Here is an 18658-nt window from a genome sequence, read left to right as displayed (position 1 = left end):
CGGGGAAATGTTCTGTCCGTCGCGAGATGGCTCTGTTTGTGACGCAGGTGCAAGCCAGCGCCACAAACTGGACGACGTTCCAAATGATCGCGGCCAATTAGCGCTTATGAGCGAGACCTCTCAGCAACGCGGCGCTCACGCCCGTCTTTATGGCCGCTCGAAAGGCAAGGCGCTCCGAAAGCGTCAGGCGGCTCTGATCGACGAGCTCTTGCCGCGTCTGTCGCTCGACCTTGCGCAGCCGCCGGAGCCTACGGCCCGCGAAAGGCGCCTCGAGATCGGCTTTGGCGGCGGCGAACATCTGATTGCGGCGGCAAGCGACAGCCCCGAGGTTGAATTCATCGGCTGCGAGCCCTTCCTCAACGGCGTGGCGAAGCTCCTCGCCCGGATTGACGAGCGTGGACTGACGAATATCCGCCTGCATCAAGGCGACGCCGCAGATGTGCTCGACTGGCTGCCAGAGGACAGCCTGTCGCGCGTGTATTTGTTTTACCCAGATCCCTGGCCAAAGAGGCGCCAGCGCAAGAGGCGGTTCGTTGCGCGTGAAAATCTCGACCGTCTGGCGCGGGCGATGCATGCGGGCGCGGAGCTGCGCTTTGCGACGGATATCGACGATTACGCCGCCTGGACCTTGGCGCGGCTGCGCGCCCACCCAGCCTTCCGCTGGCGCGGGCAGCGCGCGGAGGACTGGCGAACGCCATGGCCGGGCTGGACCCGAACCAAATATGAAGCCAAAGCCATGGCCGAAGGCCGCAATCCGGTCTATCTGACCTTCGTCCGGGCGCCGCACTGAGCCGCCTCCAAGCTGCAAAGCCTTCACAAAATCACACGGCCGACGATGGCGACTAGGGGAGAAGCGCATGGTTGAGACGGCGGGAATGGCTAAGGCGCCGACGACGCCGGTCGAAACGACCACGGATCGTTTCCGCGCCGACGTTCTTGACGCTTCGATGCGGCAGATCGTGCTCGTCGATTTTTGGGCGCCATGGTGCGGCCCCTGTCGCCAGCTCGCGCCCGTCATCGAGCGTCTGGCAGCCGCCTCGGGCGGCAAGATCGCGCTCGTCAAAATGAATATCGACGCCGATCCGCTGATCGCCGATCAGCTTGGCGTCAAGTCGATTCCAGCCGTCGTGGCGTTTCAGCGCGGACGACCGGTCGATGGTTTCGTCGGCGCGCTGCCCGAAAGTCAGATCAAGGGCTTTCTGGAACGGCTCATCGGCCCGATCGATGACGTGGGCGATGCGTTCGAAGCCGCGCAGGCGATGATCGCGGACGGCGATCTCGCCGGCGCGGAATCGCTGCTGAGCGAACTCGCCGGCGGCGAACCGCCCAACGCCAGGGCCGCAGCTGGCTTGCTGCGTCTTTATATCGACTCAGGACGCTTCGATGATGCCGGGGCGCTGTTTGACGCCCTCCCCGACGCCATACGCCGCGACAGCGGCGTCGCGGCGGCTGGGGCGGCGCTTCAGAACGCCCAACAGGCCCAGGATCTCGGCGAACTCGATGAACTGAGAAATCGCGTCAATCGCAATCCAAACGACCTGCAGGCCTGTTTCGATATTGCGCTCGCGCTCAACGCCAAAGGACTGCGCGATGAAGCGGCGGATGCGCTGCTTGAAATCATCCGCCGCGACCGTAGTTGGAATGACGATGGGGCAAGAAAGCAGCTCATTCTGTTTTTTGAGGCGTGGGGGCCGATGGATAAGGCGGCCGTGAATGCACGGCGGCGGTTGTCCACGCTGCTCTACTCCTAGGGAGGCGTTCGCCGATATGAGCCTGAACCGTCCCTACGCCGACATCGACGAATTGCCGAGGGTTCTACCGCTCTTTCCGCTTGCGGGCGCCATATTGCTGCCGCGCGGCGAACTGCCGCTCAATGTTTTCGAGCCGCGCTATCTCGCAATGGTCGACGACGCGATCGCCGGCGCGCGCCTGATCGGCATGATCCAGCCGCTGCCGGGCGACGAGACCGTCGGCGAAGCGACGCAGCTCTATGATGTCGGCTGCGCCGGACGGATCACGCGGCTCGCCGAGACCGGAGACGGCCGCTATCTCGTCACCCTCACCGGCGTGGCGCGGTTTCGCGTGCTCGAGGAGCTTAAAGTTCGAACGCAATACCGGCAGTGTCAGGTCGGATATGACGAATTCATAGAGGATTTGACGACGGGCGCCGGCGCCGACGCGGTCGATCGCGAAAGCATGGTGTCAATGTTGCGCAACTTCGCCGAATGTTCGAAACTTGAAGTCGACTGGGCGAGCATAGACGCGGCGCCGACGGAAACGCTCGTCAACGCGCTCGCGATGATGTGTCCCTTCGGCGCCAACGACAAGCAGGCGCTGATCGAAGCCATCGATCTGAAAACCCGCGCGGAAACGCTTATCGCGCTCGCGAAGCTCGATCTCGCGCAACGAAACGGCGACCGGCCGCAATGGCATTGAGGAAATTGACGACCATGACTGACGAACGCGATTCCGGCGCCGAGAGATTTGAGTCCCCTGCGGAGCCGACGCGGATTGATCCGCGCCTGCTCGAAATCCTCGTCTGTCCGCTGACCAAGACGACCCTCGAATATGACAGCGCGCGCCAGGAGCTCATTTCGCGCTCGGCGCGGCTCGCCTATCCGATCCGGGACGGCATTCCGATCATGCTGCCGGAAGAGGCGCGCCAGGTCGACTGACCGGCTCGTCCGCTATGGACGAAACCGCGCCATCAAAGCTTCCGGCGCTTCTCGATCTCGAGGAGCTCGGACCAGACCTCTTCCGCGGCCATAGCCCGGCCTCTTCCGGCCGTCAGGTCTATGGCGGTCAGGCCGTGGCTCAGGCGCTCGTGGCCGCGACGCGGACGGCGCCCGAAGACCGCCCCGTTCATTCACTGCACGGCTATTTCGTCCTCGCCGGCGATCCCTCGATTCCAATCGACTTCGCCGTCGAACGCGTGCGCGACGGCAAGAGCTTCACGACGCGGCGCTGTAACGCCACGCAGCGCGGACACACGATCTTTTCAATGGAGGCGTCGTTTCAGCGGCGAGAAGAAGGTCTTACCCACGCCGCCCCCATGCCCGACGCGCCGGACCCAGAGAGTCTCGACGACATGCATGCGCTCGTCGAACGTTTTCGGGCCTTCCTTCCGGAACAGGCCGAGAGCTGGCTGCAGCGGCGAAGCGCGCTCGACATGCGCGTCGTCGCGCCCGACGACGTATTCTTTCCCGAACGTCGCGCAGCCGGCCAGATGATCTGGTTTCGCGTGCGCGGCGCGGTCCCAGACGACCCCGCCATTCACACAGCGCTGCTCGCCTATCTTTCCGATATGACGCTGCTCAATACGGCGCTGCTGGTTCACGGGCTTACGATCTTCGATCCGAAGATTCAGGTGGCGAGCCTCGATCATGCCCTGTGGGTTCACGGGCCGCTGCGAGTCGACCAATGGCTGCTCTACGCGCAGCAAAGCCCGTGGGCCGGCGGCGCGCGCGCCTTGACGCGCGGGCAGATCTTCACCCGCGAGGGACGCCTCGTCGCCTCGGTGAGTCAGGAAGGCCTGGTGCGCCAGCGCGACTCGGCGCGATCCTAATACTGCACACATTTTAGGCAGCATACCAAAGTCTGCGTAATTTCTAAGCGAATAACCGGCGGGCGGCGCCCTAAGCGAAAGCGCTCTGGCGAACCGCGGCCGCCGCATACTCTCGCGCATAGTCGAGGCGGACAAAGGCAAGAGCCAACCCGCTGCAAGCTGCGGCGCAGTCGGTGTCACAGCAGTTACGCTTCCGGCCAGTAAATTTCAGGCGTCAGCGCGGCTGGCATGGCATTTGAAAGCGGCAAGTCGCCGACGCGGCGGCGTCCTCCCCGCGAATTGCAAAAAAGAGACGCCGCCGTCACGCGAGCGACGCTCGCCAACGAGGTCGATAACCAACAGGATTGGCAGATGAAAATCGTCACAGCGATCATCAAGCCGTTCAAGCTCGATGAGGTCCGCGACGCGCTGACCAACATCGGCGTGCACGGCCTTACCGTGACTGAGGTCAAGGGCTACGGACGTCAGAAGGGACATACGGAAATTTATCGCGGCGCAGAGTATGCGATCAGTTTCTTGCCAAAGCTAAAAATCGAAGTCGCCGTCGACGCCGCCCTCGTCGATCAGGTGATCCAGGCAATCTCCAACACCGCGCGCACCGGACAGATCGGCGACGGAAAGATTTTCGTCACGCCGCTCGAACGCGCCATTCGCATCCGCACCGGCGAAACCGACACGGACGCGCTTTGATCGCCTCCCCGCAACATCAGGAGCTTTTACACATGAAACTTCCTTCGCCTCGAAGCGCATCTGTCGCTTCGGTCATCGCGGGAGCGGCGATTTCGGCATCATTGGCGTTTCCGGCCTTCGCCGCGAACGATCCCACCCCCAATCCCGGCGACACCGCCTGGCTGCTGACGTCTTCGCTCTTAGTGTTGATGATGTCGATCCCGGGCCTCGCGCTGTTCTATGGCGGCCTGGTGCGCTCCAAGAACATGCTGTCAATCCTGTCGCAAACCTTCGCGATCGTCGCCCTCGTCGGCGTGATCTACACGGTTTACGGCTACTCGCTGGCGTTCGGCGACGGCGGTTCGCTCAGCAACTATATCGGCGGCTTCAACAAGCTGTTTCTCAAGGGCGTGACGGCCGCCTCCAATGCGGCGACCTTCACCCCCGGCCACGTCATTCCGGAATATGCTTATTTCGTCTTCCAGATGACCTTCGCGATGATCACCCCGGCGCTGATCATCGGCGCCTTCGCCGAGCGCATGAAATTTTCGGCCGTTCTGCTGTTCGTCGCCTTCTGGGTGACGGTCATCTACTTCCCCATCGCGCATTGGGTGTGGGGCGTCGCCGATCCGAACGCGCTCGTTGATGCTGCGACCCAACTCGCCGCGGCGGGCGACGAAGCGGCGAAAGCGGCCGCGCAGGCGAAGATCGACGAGATCAACGCCGCGGTGGGCTGGCTCGCCGGCAAGGGCGCGCTGGACTTCGCGGGCGGCACGGTGGTGCACATCAACGCCGGCATCGCCGGTCTCGTCGGCGCGATCATCGTCGGCAAGCGCATCGGCTACGGCAAAGAAGCCTTGCCGCCGCATTCGCTCACCCTGTCGATGGTCGGCGCCTCATTACTGTGGGTCGGCTGGTTCGGCTTCAACGCCGGGTCAAATCTCGAGGCGAACGGCACGACGGCGCTCGCCTTCGTCAACACCATGGTGGCGACGGCGGCTGCGGCGCTCTCCTGGATGATCGTCGAGTGGTTGGTGAAGGGCAAACCGTCAATGCTCGGCCTCATCACCGGCGCGGTCGCGGGCCTCGTCGCGGTGACGCCGGCGTCGGGTTATGCAGGCCCGGTCGGCGCCATCGTCCTTGGCCTCGCCGTTTCGCCGATCTGCCTCTTCTTCGTTGATTTCGTGAAGAAGATGGCGGGCTATGACGACGCGCTCGACGTCTTCGGCGTGCACTGCATCGGCGGCATCACCGGCGCCTTGGCGACCGGTATTCTGGTCAGTCCCGATCTCGGCGGCGTCGGCATCACCGACTACACCAATCTGGAAACCTTCGCCGGAACCTACGACATGATGGCGCAGATGAAAGCGCAGGGAATCGCCGTCGTCGCGACTCTCCTGTGGTCCGGCATCGGATCGGCGATCCTCTACAAGCTCGTCGATCTCATCGTCGGACTGCGGCCGACGCCTGATCAAGAGCGCGAAGGCCTCGACATCACCGACCACGGCGAGCGCGCTTACAACTACTAAGTTTAGTCTCCTGACACGATGCGAAGCGGCGCCCACGGGCGCCGTTTCTTTTTGTGTAGATGCGCTGGCTCCCAAGCGAGGGACTGGAGAAGAAGGGCGGCATACCTCCCCCTTGCGGGGAGGTCGCGACGCGAAGCGGCGCGGGTGGGGGTGATTACGGTTCCCCCCGGCGCAAGTCACCCCACCCGGTTCGCTTCGCGAACCACCCTCCCCGTCAAGGGGAGGGATTTCGCCTCCCACCAAGACGTATTGCCCTCGTCATCGAGGGCAGGCAGATTGCGCGTTTCCAATCGGATCAGGGCTGGCCTATGTCGCGGTTTGTTAATCGGCGCGTTTTCCTTCTTTTCTTAGCTGTCGCGCTCGGGATCCCGATTCTTTCCGCCCGCGCCGCCGAACGCGTCGTCAATCTCACCTTCGTCGTCTTCAGCGACATCTACGAGATGGCTGAGAGAGACGGACGCGGCGGCTTCGCCCGGATCGCCGGCGGGCTGAAAGCCGAGCGCGCGAAAAGGAAGAACGTCATCGTCGCGCACGCCGGCGACACGCTGTCGCCCTCGCTCACCTCGAGCGTCGATAAGGGCGCGCATATCGTCGAGCTCCTCAATCGCATCGGCGTTGACGTGTTCACGCCCGGCAATCACGAGTTCGATTTCGGCGAAGCGGTTTTTCGCCAGCGCATGGGCGAAGCGACCTTCCCCTTGCTCGCCGCGAATCTGCGCGACGCCTCCGGCCGCGCCCTCCCCGGCTTTGCCGACAGTAAGATCATCGATGTCGACGGGGTGAAGATCGGCGTCTTTGGTCTGACCGACGACGAGTCCGCGAGACGGTCCAGTCCCGGAAGCCTAAAACTTCTGCCCGCGATCGAGACGGCGAAGCGCGAGGCGCAGGCGCTGCGCGACGCCGGCGCCGATCTTGTCGTCGTCGTCACGCATTCCGAATGGCAGGACGATCTGCGCCTGGCGAAACTCGGGCCGATCGACATTGTTCTGTCCGGACATGACCACAATCTTCTGGTCGCCTATGACGGCCGCGCCGCCGTCGGCGAGACACAGGCCGACGGCGTCAATCTCGTCGCGATCGATGTCGAGATGCGGATCGCCGACGATGGCGTAAAGCGCTGGACGCCCAAGTTCCGCATCATCGACACGGCGGACGTGGCGCCAGACGCCGCGATTGCGGAGCGCGTCGCGCAATATGAAGCCGAGGTCGACAAGGCGCTCGACGTCGATATCGGACTCGCAAAGACGCCGCTCGACAGCCGAAAGGCGAGCGTGCGCGGTGAAGAAACCGCGATCGGCGACTTTTTCGCCGATACGATGCGCGCCGCCGCCAGCGCTGACGTTGCCATCATCAACGGCGGCGGCATTCGCGGCAATCGCAGCTATGCTCCTGGGACAACGCTGACGCGCAAGGACATCGCCAGGGAGCTGCCGTTCAACAATCAGCTGGTGACTCTGGCGCTTACAGGCGCCGATCTTCGCGCGGCGCTGGAAAACGCCGTTTGGCTGATCGGCAAGGACGCGGGGCGATTCGCGCAGATTTCCGGCGCCCGCATTGTCGTGCGGCGCGACGCGGTTCCTGGCTCGCGGCTGGCTTCGATCGAGATCGGCGGCAAGCCGCTCGACGACACGAAGCTCTACAAAGTTGCGACGATCGACTTCCTGGCGCGCGGCAAGGACGGCTATGTCGCGCTTGCGCGAGGGAAACCGCTGGTCAGCGACCTCGAGGGTCCGCTGCTGACGAACGTTATCATCGACGCGGTCGAAAAGACCCGCGTGATTGCGCCCGTCGTCGACGGCCGCATCAGGATCGAATGATCAAAGTCCGCCGAGGCAGACATATTTGATTTCGATGTAGTCATCGACGCCGTAGCGCGATCCTTCGCGTCCCAGGCCGGAGTGTTTTACCCCGCCAAATGGCGCCACTTCGGTCGAGATCAGCGTCTCGTTGACGCCCACCATGCCGAATTCCAACTGCTCGGAGACGCGGATGACGCGCGCGACGTCGCGACTGTAGAAGTAAGCGGCGAGACCGTAAGGCGTGGCGTTGGCGAGACGCACCGCTTCAGCGTCGCTATCAAAGGAAATCAGCGGCGCGACGGGACCGAAGGTCTCCTCGTTGAAGATGAGCGCGTCGGCCGGCACATTCGCGAGCACGGTCGGCTGAAAGAAAGCGCCGCCGAGCGCATGGCGGGCGCCTCCGGTGAGAACCTTTGCGCCGCGGGCGACGGCGTCGGCGACGTGACGCTCGACCTTTTCGACCGCAGCTTCTTCAATCAGCGGACCGATGGCGACGCCCGCCTCAGTCCCTTCGCCGACCTTTAACGCGCCAGCCGCCGCCGCGAGTTTTTCGGCGAAGACGTCGACGATCGACGCATGCACGAGGATGCGGTTCGCCGAAACGCAGGTCTGACCGCTGTTGCGGTATTTGGTGGCGATCGCGCCTTCGACGGCGCGCTCGAGATCGGCGTCTTCAAAGATGATCAGCGGCGCGTTGCCGCCAAGCTCCATCGAGCATTTCTGGATGTTCTCGGCCGCCTGCCGCAGCAAGATTTTCCCGACCTCGGTCGAACCGGTGAAGGTCAGCTTGCGCACGAGGGGATTTTGCGTGAATTCGAGCCCGACCGGCGCCGGGTCCTTCGCCGTCACCACGTTGATCACGCCGGCGGGCACGCCGGCCCGTTCGGCAAGTTCGGCCAGCGCCAGCGCGGAGAAGGGCGTCAGCTCAGCAGGCTTCACCACCATCGTGCAGCCGGCGCCGAGCGCCGCGCCGACCTTGCGCGCAAACATGGCGGAGGGGAAATTCCACGGCGTAATCGCCGCCGTTACGCCGATCGCCTGTTTGAAGACCAGCAGGCGACGATCAGTCGGACCCGGTATCACGTCGCCATAGATGCGCCGGCCCTCCTCCGCGAACCACTCGATGAAGCTCGCCGCATAGGCGATTTCCCCGCGGGCTTCGGCGAGCGGCTTGCCCATTTCAGCGGTGATGATGCGCGCGAGCCGCTCTTGATCGGCCATGATCAGCCCGAACCAACGGCGCATGATATGAGCGCGCTCTTTTGCGGCGCGATCGCGCCAGCTTGGCAGCGCCCGCGCGCAGGACTCGATCGCCCTGCGCGTTTCGGCTGCGCCCATGTCGGGAACTTGGCCGAGGACCGCGCCTGTCGCCGGGTTATTGACGGCGAAGGTTGCGCCGCTGTCGGCGCCGACCCAAACGCCGCCGACGAATGCTTGCTCGCGAAGGCCTAGGCTGACAGAGTTCATTCGACTTCCCCTGGGCGCGCGTCGCGCATTTTTGCTACAAAGGGCCAAAGCGGCGTGACGGTCCTTAACGGGCCGCTCGCGAACCCGCAAAAAAACCGACATAATCGCGGTTCATGGGCAAGCGCCCGCCGCCGCCTGAGGTCACATTTGGCTCATTCCACAATCGTCGATCTGACGCGCATTCGCCTGTCCCGTCGCTCTGTTATCGGCGCCGGCGCCGCCGCCTTGATCGCACCGCGCGTGCTGGCCAAGCCCGGAGCGCCGACCGCCGCCTCCAACCGCTTCGGCCCGCTCGCCCAGGGCGAAACCGAGAGCCACGGCCTTTCGACTTTTGGCGACCTTGCCGAGCCGGCCGACTTCAAATATTTCGGCTACGTGAATGCGAAAGCCCCCAAGGGAGGGACCTTGGCGCTGTCGCCGGCAAGCTCGACCTACGACAGTTTCAACGCCTATGTGCTGCGGGGCAATCCGGCGACGGGCATGACGCTCGTCTTCGACAGTCTGATGAATCAGAGCCTCGACGAACGCGACGCCTACTACGGCCTTGTCGCCAAGAAGGTGCGCATCTCGCCCGACAAGCTCACTTACGCATTTCTGTTGCGTAAAGAGGCGCGCTTTCACGACGGCTCGCCGCTCACGGCGCATGACGCGGCCTTTTCCCTCAACATTCTCAAGAGCAAGGGCCATCCGGTCATCAGCCAGATGCTGCGTGACCTCGAAAGCGCCGAAGCGGAGGCCGACGACGTTCTCGTGCTGCGCTTCGCGCCCGATCGCACGCGCGATCTGCCGCTCAGCGTCGTGGGTCAGCCGATCTTTTCGCGCGCCTATTACAAGGACCGCGACTTCGCAGCGACAACGATGGAGCCGCCGCTCGGCTCCGGGCCCTACAAGGTCGGCGCCTTCGAGCAGGGCCGCTACATCGCCTATCATCGCAATCCCGACTATTGGGCGAAGGATCTGCCGATCACGACAGGTCAGGCCAATTTCGACGTCGTGCGCTTCGAATATTTCGGCGATAGCCAGGTCGCCTTCGAAGCCTTCAAGGCCGGCGCATTCACCGAACGAGAGGAAAACATCGCGCGCGTTTGGGCGACGGGCTATGATTTTCCGGCGTTCAAGGACGGGCGCGTCAAGCGAACCACGACCCCGAACAACAATATTCCGCAGATCCAGGGATGGTTCTTCAACACGCGGCGCAAGATGTTCAAGGATCCGCGGGTGCGCGAAGCGATCGGCTACGCCTTCGATTACGAATGGACAAGCCGCAACCTGATGTATGACGCCTACAAGCGCATCTCGTCCTATTTCGAGAACTCCGAGCTTGAAGCGAAAGGCTTGCCGAGCGAACAGGAAAAGGCGCTGCTGGAGCCCTTTCGCGCTGATCTGCCCGCGGAAGTTTTTGGCGAGCCCTTCGTCGCGCCGATTTCCGACGGCACGGGTCAGGATCGCGTCCTGCTCAAAAAGGCGAATGATCTGTTCGTCGCGGCGGGCTGCACGCGCAAGGATGGCGTTCTATGCTTGCCCGACGGATCGCCGCTGGAATTTGAGTTTCTCGACAATTCCAATGTCTTCGAGCGGCACACCCAGCCCTTCATCAAGAATTTGAAGCTGCTCGGAGTTAACGCCCACATCCGCGTCGTCGACGCCGCGCAGTACAAGCAGCGACTTGAAAACTTCGACTTCGACGTCGTTCATGACGTGCTGATGATGAGCTGGAACCCCGGAGAGGAGCTTCGCGCGTATTTCAGTTCGAAGACCGCCAATGTGCCCGGCTCGCGCAACCTGCCGGGGGTCTCCAATCCGGCGATCGACTCGCTCGTTGAAAAAGCGCTCCAGGCGCAAACACGCGAAGAGCTCGTCACTTGCAGCCGTGCGCTCGACCGCGCTTTGCGCGCGCAGCGCTATTGGGTCCCGCACTGGTATAATCCGGTGCATCGCTTCGCCTATTGGGATCTCTTCGGCCAGCCCGAACGCCCGCCGAAGTTCGACACCGGCGTGCTGTGGACCTGGTGGTGGGACGAAGATAAGGCGAAAAAAATCAACTTCACGGGACGCTAAGGGGATTTCCCGGCGCCGTCCGTCGGGAGCCAAAATGCGGCCGATGCAAAAGAACGCGAGACGTTAATGGGAGCCTATATCGCCCGCCGCGTGCTGCTGATGATCCCGACGATCCTCGGCATCATGCTCATCTCTTTCGTCATCGTGCAGTTCGCGCCGGGCGGTCCTGTGGAACGCATCATCGCGCAACTGCAAGGCTTCGACGTCGGCGCAACCGGACGCTTTTCCGGCGGGGGCGGCGACGTCGGACAGGGCGGCGCCAGCCAGACCGGAACGATGGCCGCCGAAACCGCCTCGAAATATCGCGGCGCGCAGGGGCTCGACCCGAAATTCATCGCGGAGCTCGAAAAGCAGTTCGGCTTCGACAAGCCGGCGTGGGAGCGATTCCTGCTGATGGTGAAGAATTATGCGATGTTCGATTTCGGGCGCAGCTACTTTCGCGACGAGAGCGTCCTCAAGCTGATCGCAGAAAAGCTTCCCGTCTCGATCTCGCTCGGCCTCTGGATGACGCTTCTCTCCTATTCGATTTCAATTCCGCTCGGCATCGCCAAAGCGGTGCGCGATGGAACGAAATTCGACATGTGGACGTCCAACGCCATCATCGTCGGCTACGCCATTCCGAGTTTTCTTTTTGCGATGCTGCTGATCGTGCTCTTCGCCGGCGGCTCCTTCTGGCAGATCTTCCCGCTGCGCGGCCTGACCTCGGACGATTTCTGGCAGCTGTCGCTGTTTGGCAAGGTGAAAGACTATCTCTGGCACATCATTCTGCCCGTCTCCGCGATGACGCTTGGGGCCTTCGCAACGCAGACGTTTCTGACAAAAAACTCTTTCCTCGACGAGATCCGCAAGCAGTATGTTCAGACCGCGCGCATGAAGGGCCTGACCGAGCGGCGCGTGCTCTATGGACATGTGTTTCGCAACGCCATGCTGATCGTCATCGCCGGCTTTCCCGGCGCCTTCGTGCACGCCTTTCTCACCGGCTCGGTGCTGATCGAAACGATCTTTTCGCTTGATGGGCTGGGCTATCTGTCTTTCGAGAGCATCGTCAATCGCGACTATCCGGTCGTCTTCGCCAACCTCTACATCTTTGCGCTGCTCGGACTTGTGGTGAACCTCATTTCCGATCTCACCTATACCTGGATCGATCCGCGCATCGATTTCGAAACGCGCGAGGTATGACGGTGAGCGCAGCAGCCGACGCCGAAACGCATCTCGCCCCGCCCCTTCATCGCGAGGGCTGGCTGCGGCTCACGCCGCTCGACCGGCGACGCCTCGACAGTTTCAAGGCGAACAAGCGCGGCTATTGGTCGTTCTGGATCTTCATGACGCTGTTCATTATGGCGCTCGGCTCGAATTTCCTCGCGAACGACCGGCCGATTGTGGCCTGGTATAAGGGCGAATTGCTGTTCCCCGCCTTCGTGTCCTATCCCGAAGATAAATTCGGCGGCTTTTTGGCCCGCACCGATTATCGCGACCCTGTGATCGCCGACGAAATCAAAGCGCATGGCTGGATGCTTTGGCCGCCAATTCGCTTTTCCTATGACACGCATAATCTGGAGTTGCCGACGCCCGCGCCCTCGCCGCCGACCTGGATGCTGACGCAGCAGCAATGCGAGATCGCCGCGGCGAAAGGACTGCGGCCCGGCGAGATCAATCGCGGCTGCGCCGCGCTCGAATATAATTGGCTCGGCACCGATGATCAGGGCCGCGACGTCGTCGCGCGCCTGCTTTATGGATTTCGCATCTCGGTGCTGTTCGGACTGATCCTGGCGACGATCTCGTCGATCGTCGGCGTCGCCGCAGGCGCCATACAGGGCTACTTCGGCGGGCGCGTCGATCTTGTGTTCCAACGCTTCATCGAGGTTTGGTCGTCGCTGCCGCAGCTCTATCTGCTCATCATCATTTCATCCTTCCTGACGCCCGGCTTTTTCGTGCTGCTCGGCATCCTGCTGCTCTTCTCCTGGGTGTCGCTGGTGCATGTCGTCCGCGCCGAGTTCCTGCGCGCGCGCAACTTCGAATATGTCAACGCGGCGCGTGCGCTTGGGCTGAGCAATTTCAAGATTATCGTCAAGCACCTGCTGCCGAACGCCACCGTGGCGACGCTGACGTTTCTGCCCTTCATTCTCAACTCGTCGATCACCACGCTTACCGCGCTGGATTTTCTGGGGTTTGGCCTGCCGCCGGGCTCGCCCTCGCTCGGCGAACTGTTGCTGCAGGCGAAGTCCAATCTCCAGGCGCCATGGCTGGGACTGACCGGCTTTGCGATCATCGCGCTGATGCTGTCGCTTCTGGTCTTTGTCGGGGAAGCGGTCCGCGACGCCTTCGACCCGAGGAAGAATTTCCGGTGACGGCGTGGTAGATTGCAGGCGGAGCATCACGATGAACAGAATTGTGCGTGAACATTATCCGGCGGCCAACCTTCCCGACGACTTACGAAATGAAATCGGCGCCGAAAAAAGGGTGACAATCACCATTGAAGTCGAGAGCGTGGGCTCCAGCTCGGAAGCGACCGGGTCTGCGGACGACTGGTTTTCCAAATATGAGCATATACGCCGCGCAACTTTTCATTCGCTGGAGGAAGTGAACGATCATGTTCGCTCGCTTCGCGACGAGTGGGACCATCGCGAGCGATGAGCGCAAGAATCTATCTCGACGCGAATGTTTTCATCGACGCATTTGAAAGTGACGATATTCCGATCACGCGAGGGAGGTTCGTGCTGGATCACGTCAGAGGTGGCGGAGCTGTCGGCGTGATTAGCGAACTGGTTGTCGCCGAGCTGCTGACGAAACCTCTGGAGATGGGAGGATAAGGAATTGTGCGATGCACATGAGGCGCTATTCGAATCGTCTTCGACCATAGAAACCTTTCCAATCGACCGGAATGTGCTGGTGCATGCGGCGAGGCTGAGAGCGACCGTCAAATCCATGAGAATGCCGGATGCGATTCACGTTGCAACGGCAAAACTCCATAATTGCGCGGCCTTTGTCACGGCGGACAGGCGACTTTTCGTCCCCGACGGAATTCGGACGATTAATCTCGACGCCTCAACCATCGACGAATTGCGCGCCTTGTCATGAGCTTCACTCCCCTCCTCAACATTCGCGATCTCTCGGTCACCTTTCGGCAAGGCGGGCACGAGACCAAGGCCGTCGACCGGGTCTCCTTCTCCCTTGAGCGGGGAAAGACGCTGGCGCTCGTCGGCGAATCCGGCTCCGGCAAGTCGATTAGCGCTCTGTCGATCGTACGCCTGCTTCCCCCTGGCGCGATCGCGTCCGGCGAGGCGCTGTTCGACGGCGAGAATATGCTCACGATCGACGACAATCGTCTGCGCGCCATTCGTGGCGCAGGCATCACAATGGTGTTTCAGGAGCCGATGACGTCGCTCAATCCGCTGCACATGATCGAGCGGCAGATTGCGGAGATTCTCGAACTGCACGGCATGCGCGGCGAAGACGCGGTTCGGAACCGAGTCATTGAGCTTCTGGGCGAAGTCGGCATCCCTGATCCTCAGGCGCGACTGAGCGCCTATCCGCATCAGCTTTCGGGCGGCCAGCGTCAGCGTGTCATGATCGCCATGGCGCTCGCCAACAAGCCGGATCTGCTGATCGCCGACGAGCCGACCACCGCGCTCGACGTCACCGTTCAAGCGCAGATTCTCGCGCTGCTCGAGCGGCTTCAAAAAACCTACGGCATGGCGATGCTGTTCATCACGCACGACCTTAGGCTCGTGCGCCGTTTCGCCGATACCGTCTGCGTGATGCAGCAGGGCCGCATCGTCGAGCAGGGCGAGGTGGGAGAGGTCTTCACATCGCCGCAACATCCCTACACCAAAGCGCTGCTCACCGCGGAGCCCAAGGGCGCGCCGATTATCGAAGACACGCAAGCGCCAGTCGTCGCATCGGCCGAGCAACTGCGCGTCTGGTTTCCGATCCGCCGCGGCTTCATGCGTCGGATCGTCGGCCATGTGAAGGCGGTGGACGGCGTCACCCTTTCGGTGCGCGAGGGCGCGACCGTTGGCGTGGTCGGGGAGTCGGGCTCCGGCAAGACGACGCTGGCGCTGGCGATGCTGCGGCTCATTCGCTCGGAAGGTCCGATCGTCTTCCTCGGAGAGCGCATCGACGGCAAAAGCGTCGACGCCATGCGTCCGCTTCGCCGCGACATGCAAATCGTCTTCCAAGACCCTTACGGCTCTCTCTCGCCGCGCATGTCGGTGGCGGAGATCGTCGCCGAAGGACTGACCGTTCAGCGGCCCGAGCTTACGCTCAATCAGCGCCGCGAAATCGTTGCGCGCGCGCTGCAGGAAACCGGGCTCGATCCATCGACGATGGACCGCTACCCGCACGAATTTTCCGGCGGCCAGCGGCAGCGGATCGCCATCGCCCGCGCCATCGTGCTCGAGCCGAAATTCGTCGTGCTCGACGAGCCGACCTCGGCGCTCGACATGTCCGTGCAAGCGCAGATCATCGATCTCTTGCGCGACCTGCAGCGACGCCGCTCGCTCGCCTATCTCTTCATCAGTCACGATCTGCGCGTCGTGAAGGCGCTCGCCGCCCATCTCATCGTCATGCGCTATGGCAAGGTGGTCGAGGAAGGGCCGGCGAGCCAGGTGTTTTCGCAGCCCAAGAGCGAATACACGCGCGCGCTCTTCGCAGCGGCCTTTCGCAATGAGGCGGAGCCCATTCCGGGCAGCTCAGTCGCCGGAAAATGATCCCGGAATCGCCGTGGCGCCGTTTGAACTTACGCCTGCCCGCGCAGGGTCGCGGAAGGCGATGACCGTGACGCTCTGCGTCAGCACGACTTCGCCGCGCTGATTATAGGTCGCCATATCCATCGAAACGAAGCCGCGATCGGCATAGCGGCGCGGATGAACAATCCGCGTGACTTCGGCTTCCACTCTCAGGGAATCGTCTGGCCGCACCGGAAGTTTCCAGGCGATATGCGCCTCAACGCCGACGAGCCCGCCAGCAAAAGGCGGGTCGGCTGAGTCGATGAGGAGTTTCACGCTCAGCGCGCCGGTTTGCCAACCGCTGGCGACGAGCCCGCCGAACATGCTGTCTCTGGCCGCCTCTTCATCGAGATGAAAATACTGCGGATCGCTGTCGCGCGCGAAGCGGATGATGTCCTGCGCGGTGATCTTGACGCTCGCTGAGCGTAACCGCTGCCCAATGCGAAGATCTTCCAGATAAAGCCTTTTCGTCATGCCAAAATGTCTCTCGGCAACCGCTTCAAGCTCGTGACCGGTCCAGCCCCCGCGGCCTCGTTGCGCGCGCGCACGGCGTCGAGCGGCTCGCTGGTGACTTGCATATGTGTGGCGTTGGCGTGAAGCAGCGTCACGGCGTCGCGCATGACGCCGACATGCCCCTTCCAAAAGACGATGTCGCCGCGCATCAGCGGCACGCCGGGATCGAGCGTTGCGCCGAGCGCGGCCTCCTGCATATCGGTGTCGCGCGGCGCTTTCATCCCCGCCATCAGCAAGGAAACCTGCACCAGTCCCGAGCAATCAACGCCCATCCAAGACTTGCCGCCCCAGAGATAGGGCGCGCCTAGAAGCGTCTCGGCCACGGCGACAAAGTCCGGCGCTTTCGCCTCGCATGGCGCGAGATGTTTGCGATAGATGAATCCGAGCTCCGGCGTCACCCCAAAGCCGCCGCGCTCCTCGGCGATCGCGACTTCGGCGCCGAGCGGCAGCGCGTTGAGCGGCGGCAATTTGATGTTCGGACCCGGATAAATGAAGGTTCGCGGAACGCAGATTCGATGCGTCGGCGCGCTCAATTCGCGCCAAAGCGTATTCGCCGCGATCCAGCCGACATAATCGTCGCGCGCAAGTTGCGCCCACGCCCAGCCTTCCTCCTCATCGTAAACGGTGACGCGCTCGCCATAGATCGCCTGAGTGTCGACGGCGGCGTCGGGACGTGGTTCGCGTCGAAGGTCGACGACGCAGTCCCTGACCTCCATCGCGACGCCTTCGACATAGCGCTCGGCGCTCACCCGTCCCTTGAGATAGGCGGCCGCGACTTCCGGGCGCGCGGGCGTCAGCCGCCGATCAAACTCTTCGCTCACGGCTTCGCGTTCCTCTGCTCGGCGCGCGCCTCGATCAATTCATAAAGCAGGCGCGCCGCCTGCACCTCGCCGCCCTCCGGGCGGCCGGGCTTCGTCGACGGGTTCCAGCAATAAACGTCGAAATGCGCCCAGCGCTTTGGGTCCGCCACGAAGCGTCTCAGAAACAGCGCGGCGGTGATCGATCCGGCGAAGGGGCCGCTTGTGACATTGACCAGATCGGAGATCTTGCCGTCGAGACCGCTATCGTAACCGTCCCATAGAGGCATTCGCCACACGGGATCGTTCACGGCGCCAGCATGCCCGGCGATCTCTTGGGCGAGCGCGTCGTCGCCGGTATAGAACGGCGGAATCTCCGGACCGAGCGCGACGCGCGCGGCGCCCGTCAGCGTCGCGAAATCGAACAGCAGATCGGGCGGCGTTTCGCTCGCATAGGCGAGCGCATCGGCAAGGATAAGCCTGCCCTCGGCGTCGGTATTGCCGATTTCGACGCTCAGCCCTTTGCGGCTGCGATAAACGTCGCTGGTTCGAAACGCCGACGCCGAAATCGAATTTTCGACGATCGGAAGCAGCACGCGCAAACGGACCGGCGCATTTCCCTCAAGCAGCATCGCCGCAAGCGAGAGGGTTGTCGCTGCGCCGCCCATGTCTTTCTTCATCAGCGCCATCGCGCTCGAAGGCTTGATGTCGAGACCGCCGGTATCGAAGCAGACCCCCTTGCCGACCAGCGTGACGCGCAGGCCATCCTCCGGGCCGTGCTCAAATTCGACGAGCCTCGGCGCCTGAGCGGCCGCGCGCCCAACGGCGTGAATCAAGGGAAAGTTTTCGGCAAGCAACGCGTCGCCGACAATGACGCGAGTCCTGGCGCCATGTTTCGCCGCCAGAGCGAGCGCCGCTTCGGCGAGCGCCTCCGGCCCCATGTCATTGGTCGGCGCATTCACGAGATCGCGCCCGAGGGCGACGGCGCCGGCGATGCGCTCGATGCGCGCGCGGTCGACGCCCTGCGGCGCGCACAGACGCGGGGCTTCCCTCTTTGGGGCCTTGTAGCGCGAGAAGGAATAGGTCGACAGAAGAAACGCCAGCGCCGCCTGCGCCGGCGCCTCGACGCCATCGCCAAACCGGTAGAGTCCCTTGGGCAGCGCAGTCGCGAGCTTTCCGGCAAAGAACGGATCGCGCGCCTTTGGCGCCCTGCCCTGCGCGCCGAAAAAGACCCGCGGCGCGCCGTCGCCGTCAGGCGCGATGAGCAGCGCGCCGGGCTTCGCCTCAAAGCCCGCAAGCTCCGCGAGACGCGCTGTAGGCTCAGAAAGCTTCGCGCGGCGTTCGGGCCAGTCTTCCCTATTAACGAAATCGATGGCGGTCGCCTCGGGCGACCAGTCTTCAAGCTTCATCCGCTTCCGCCGCTTTCTGCGCTGCCGACGATCGGCTTTTACCTCTACCGGGCGCCCGCATCACACAAAAGCGAAAGATCGCTCATCTCAAGCGGCGCGGCGGACGAAGGCGGCGAGCCGCGCCC

At 62.9% G+C, this 18658-nt stretch carries 19 protein-coding genes; 15 read left to right on the top strand and 4 right to left on the bottom strand.

Annotation, left to right across the window (positions count from 1 at the left end; all coding sequences use genetic code 11):
- Positions 1–106: 106 nt before the first annotated feature.
- The 8 genes from trmB (at position 107) to EHO51_RS04620 (ending at position 7580) form a co-directional block, all read left to right on the top strand.
- On the top strand, positions 107–790 hold the full coding sequence (gene trmB / locus EHO51_RS04655) for a tRNA (guanosine(46)-N7)-methyltransferase TrmB (RefSeq protein WP_124737912.1): 684 nt from the start codon (positions 107–109) through the stop codon (positions 788–790).
- 67 nt (positions 791–857) lie between these two features.
- Positions 858–1751, top strand: a complete 894-nt coding sequence (gene trxA, locus EHO51_RS04650; protein ID WP_124737911.1) for a thioredoxin — start codon at positions 858–860, stop codon at positions 1749–1751.
- A gap of 16 nt (positions 1752–1767) precedes the next feature.
- Positions 1768–2436: an LON peptidase substrate-binding domain-containing protein gene (locus EHO51_RS04645; RefSeq protein WP_124737910.1), complete on the top strand. Its 669-nt coding sequence runs from the start codon at positions 1768–1770 to the stop codon at positions 2434–2436.
- Positions 2437–2450: 14 nt separating this feature from the next.
- On the top strand, positions 2451–2675 hold the full coding sequence (locus tag EHO51_RS04640; RefSeq protein ID WP_026222882.1) for a Trm112 family protein: 225 nt from the start codon (positions 2451–2453) through the stop codon (positions 2673–2675).
- Positions 2676–2689: 14 nt separating this feature from the next.
- Positions 2690–3565 carry an acyl-CoA thioesterase gene (locus tag EHO51_RS04635; protein WP_124737909.1) on the top strand — a complete coding sequence of 292 codons (876 nt, stop codon included), beginning with the start codon at positions 2690–2692 and terminating at the stop codon, positions 3563–3565.
- Between the two features lie 351 nt (positions 3566–3916).
- Complete coding sequence (locus tag EHO51_RS04630) at positions 3917–4255, top strand: P-II family nitrogen regulator (RefSeq protein ID WP_029649519.1); 339 nt, start codon at positions 3917–3919, stop codon at positions 4253–4255.
- Positions 4256–4287: 32 nt separating this feature from the next.
- The gene (locus EHO51_RS04625; RefSeq protein WP_124737908.1) at positions 4288–5763 is read left to right on the top strand and encodes an ammonium transporter; all 1476 of its coding nucleotides are present in this window, start codon (positions 4288–4290) and stop codon (positions 5761–5763) included.
- 308 nt (positions 5764–6071) lie between these two features.
- Entirely contained in the window at positions 6072–7580 is a 1509-nt protein-coding gene (locus EHO51_RS04620; RefSeq protein WP_124737907.1) for a bifunctional metallophosphatase/5'-nucleotidase, read from the top strand.
- Here the strand turns inward: EHO51_RS04620 and EHO51_RS04615 are convergent, their stop codons facing one another.
- Positions 7581–9029: an NAD-dependent succinate-semialdehyde dehydrogenase gene (locus EHO51_RS04615; protein ID WP_124740044.1), complete on the bottom strand. Its 1449-nt coding sequence runs from the start codon at positions 9027–9029 to the stop codon at positions 7581–7583.
- Positions 9030–9176: 147 nt separating this feature from the next.
- On the opposite strand from EHO51_RS04615, the gene EHO51_RS04610 reads away from it, so the two are divergent.
- The 7 genes from EHO51_RS04610 (at position 9177) to EHO51_RS04580 (ending at position 15796) form a co-directional block, all read left to right on the top strand.
- On the top strand, positions 9177–11087 hold the full coding sequence (locus tag EHO51_RS04610; protein WP_124737906.1) for an extracellular solute-binding protein: 1911 nt from the start codon (positions 9177–9179) through the stop codon (positions 11085–11087).
- Positions 11088–11153: 66 nt separating this feature from the next.
- Positions 11154–12266: a microcin C ABC transporter permease YejB gene (locus EHO51_RS04605; protein ID WP_018407804.1), complete on the top strand. Its 1113-nt coding sequence runs from the start codon at positions 11154–11156 to the stop codon at positions 12264–12266.
- Complete coding sequence (locus EHO51_RS04600) at positions 12263–13435, top strand: ABC transporter permease (RefSeq protein ID WP_124737905.1); 1173 nt, start codon at positions 12263–12265, stop codon at positions 13433–13435. The genes EHO51_RS04605 and EHO51_RS04600 overlap by 4 nt, the downstream gene beginning before the upstream one ends.
- A gap of 31 nt (positions 13436–13466) precedes the next feature.
- A complete protein-coding gene (locus tag EHO51_RS04595; RefSeq protein WP_109027027.1) occupies positions 13467–13721 on the top strand; it encodes a hypothetical protein in 255 nt (84 codons plus the stop codon).
- On the top strand, positions 13718–13897 hold the full coding sequence (locus tag EHO51_RS04590) for a hypothetical protein (protein ID WP_124737904.1): 180 nt from the start codon (positions 13718–13720) through the stop codon (positions 13895–13897). The genes EHO51_RS04595 and EHO51_RS04590 overlap by 4 nt, the downstream gene beginning before the upstream one ends.
- A gap of 73 nt (positions 13898–13970) precedes the next feature.
- Positions 13971–14165 carry a PIN domain-containing protein gene (locus EHO51_RS21375; protein ID WP_432431925.1) on the top strand — a complete coding sequence of 65 codons (195 nt, stop codon included), beginning with the start codon at positions 13971–13973 and terminating at the stop codon, positions 14163–14165.
- The gene (locus EHO51_RS04580) at positions 14162–15796 is read left to right on the top strand and encodes an ABC transporter ATP-binding protein (RefSeq protein ID WP_124737902.1); all 1635 of its coding nucleotides are present in this window, start codon (positions 14162–14164) and stop codon (positions 15794–15796) included. The genes EHO51_RS21375 and EHO51_RS04580 overlap by 4 nt, the downstream gene beginning before the upstream one ends.
- Here the strand turns inward: EHO51_RS04580 and EHO51_RS04575 are convergent.
- Genes EHO51_RS04575 through EHO51_RS04565 form a run of 3 tightly spaced genes read right to left on the bottom strand, consistent with a single transcriptional unit; the run spans position 15779 to position 18533 of the window.
- Positions 15779–16288: a MaoC/PaaZ C-terminal domain-containing protein gene (locus EHO51_RS04575; RefSeq protein ID WP_124737901.1), complete on the bottom strand. Its 510-nt coding sequence runs from the start codon at positions 16286–16288 to the stop codon at positions 15779–15781. The two genes, EHO51_RS04580 and EHO51_RS04575, sit on opposite strands and share 18 nt — an antisense overlap.
- Entirely contained in the window at positions 16285–17148 is an 864-nt protein-coding gene (locus tag EHO51_RS04570) for a C40 family peptidase (protein ID WP_124737900.1), read from the bottom strand. Before EHO51_RS04570 ends, EHO51_RS04575 begins: the two co-directional genes overlap by 4 nt.
- Positions 17145–18533, bottom strand: coding sequence for a leucyl aminopeptidase family protein (locus EHO51_RS04565; RefSeq protein WP_124737899.1), 1389 nt, complete (start codon positions 18531–18533; stop codon positions 17145–17147). The genes EHO51_RS04570 and EHO51_RS04565 overlap by 4 nt, the downstream gene beginning before the upstream one ends.
- Positions 18534–18658 lie beyond the last annotated feature (125 nt).

It is taken from the genome of Methylocystis rosea, from assembly GCF_003855495.1.
GTDB lineage: Bacteria > Pseudomonadota > Alphaproteobacteria > Rhizobiales > Beijerinckiaceae > Methylocystis > Methylocystis rosea_A.
Note: the sequence above shows the minus strand (reverse complement) of the source record. Positions and strands in the feature narration are given on the sequence as shown.

Coding starts and splice junctions, on each gene's coding strand:
- trmB (WP_124737912.1), top strand. CDS start 107: ATGAGCGAGACCTCTCAGCAACGCGGCGCTCACGCCCGTCTTTATGGC.
- trxA (WP_124737911.1), top strand. CDS start 858: ATGGTTGAGACGGCGGGAATGGCTAAGGCGCCGACGACGCCGGTCGAA.
- EHO51_RS04645 (WP_124737910.1), top strand. CDS start 1,768: ATGAGCCTGAACCGTCCCTACGCCGACATCGACGAATTGCCGAGGGTT.
- EHO51_RS04640 (WP_026222882.1), top strand. CDS start 2,451: ATGACTGACGAACGCGATTCCGGCGCCGAGAGATTTGAGTCCCCTGCG.
- EHO51_RS04635 (WP_124737909.1), top strand. CDS start 2,690: ATGGACGAAACCGCGCCATCAAAGCTTCCGGCGCTTCTCGATCTCGAG.
- EHO51_RS04630 (WP_029649519.1), top strand. CDS start 3,917: ATGAAAATCGTCACAGCGATCATCAAGCCGTTCAAGCTCGATGAGGTC.
- EHO51_RS04625 (WP_124737908.1), top strand. CDS start 4,288: ATGAAACTTCCTTCGCCTCGAAGCGCATCTGTCGCTTCGGTCATCGCG.
- EHO51_RS04620 (WP_124737907.1), top strand. CDS start 6,072: ATGTCGCGGTTTGTTAATCGGCGCGTTTTCCTTCTTTTCTTAGCTGTC.
- EHO51_RS04615 (WP_124740044.1), bottom strand. CDS start 9,029: ATGAACTCTGTCAGCCTAGGCCTTCGCGAGCAAGCATTCGTCGGCGGC.
- EHO51_RS04605 (WP_018407804.1), top strand. CDS start 11,154: ATGGGAGCCTATATCGCCCGCCGCGTGCTGCTGATGATCCCGACGATC.
- EHO51_RS04600 (WP_124737905.1), top strand. CDS start 12,263: ATGACGGTGAGCGCAGCAGCCGACGCCGAAACGCATCTCGCCCCGCCC.
- EHO51_RS04595 (WP_109027027.1), top strand. CDS start 13,467: ATGAACAGAATTGTGCGTGAACATTATCCGGCGGCCAACCTTCCCGAC.
- EHO51_RS04590 (WP_124737904.1), top strand. CDS start 13,718: ATGAGCGCAAGAATCTATCTCGACGCGAATGTTTTCATCGACGCATTT.
- EHO51_RS04580 (WP_124737902.1), top strand. CDS start 14,162: ATGAGCTTCACTCCCCTCCTCAACATTCGCGATCTCTCGGTCACCTTT.
- EHO51_RS04575 (WP_124737901.1), bottom strand. CDS start 16,288: ATGACGAAAAGGCTTTATCTGGAAGATCTTCGCATTGGGCAGCGGTTA.
- EHO51_RS04565 (WP_124737899.1), bottom strand. CDS start 18,533: ATGAAGCTTGAAGACTGGTCGCCCGAGGCGACCGCCATCGATTTCGTT.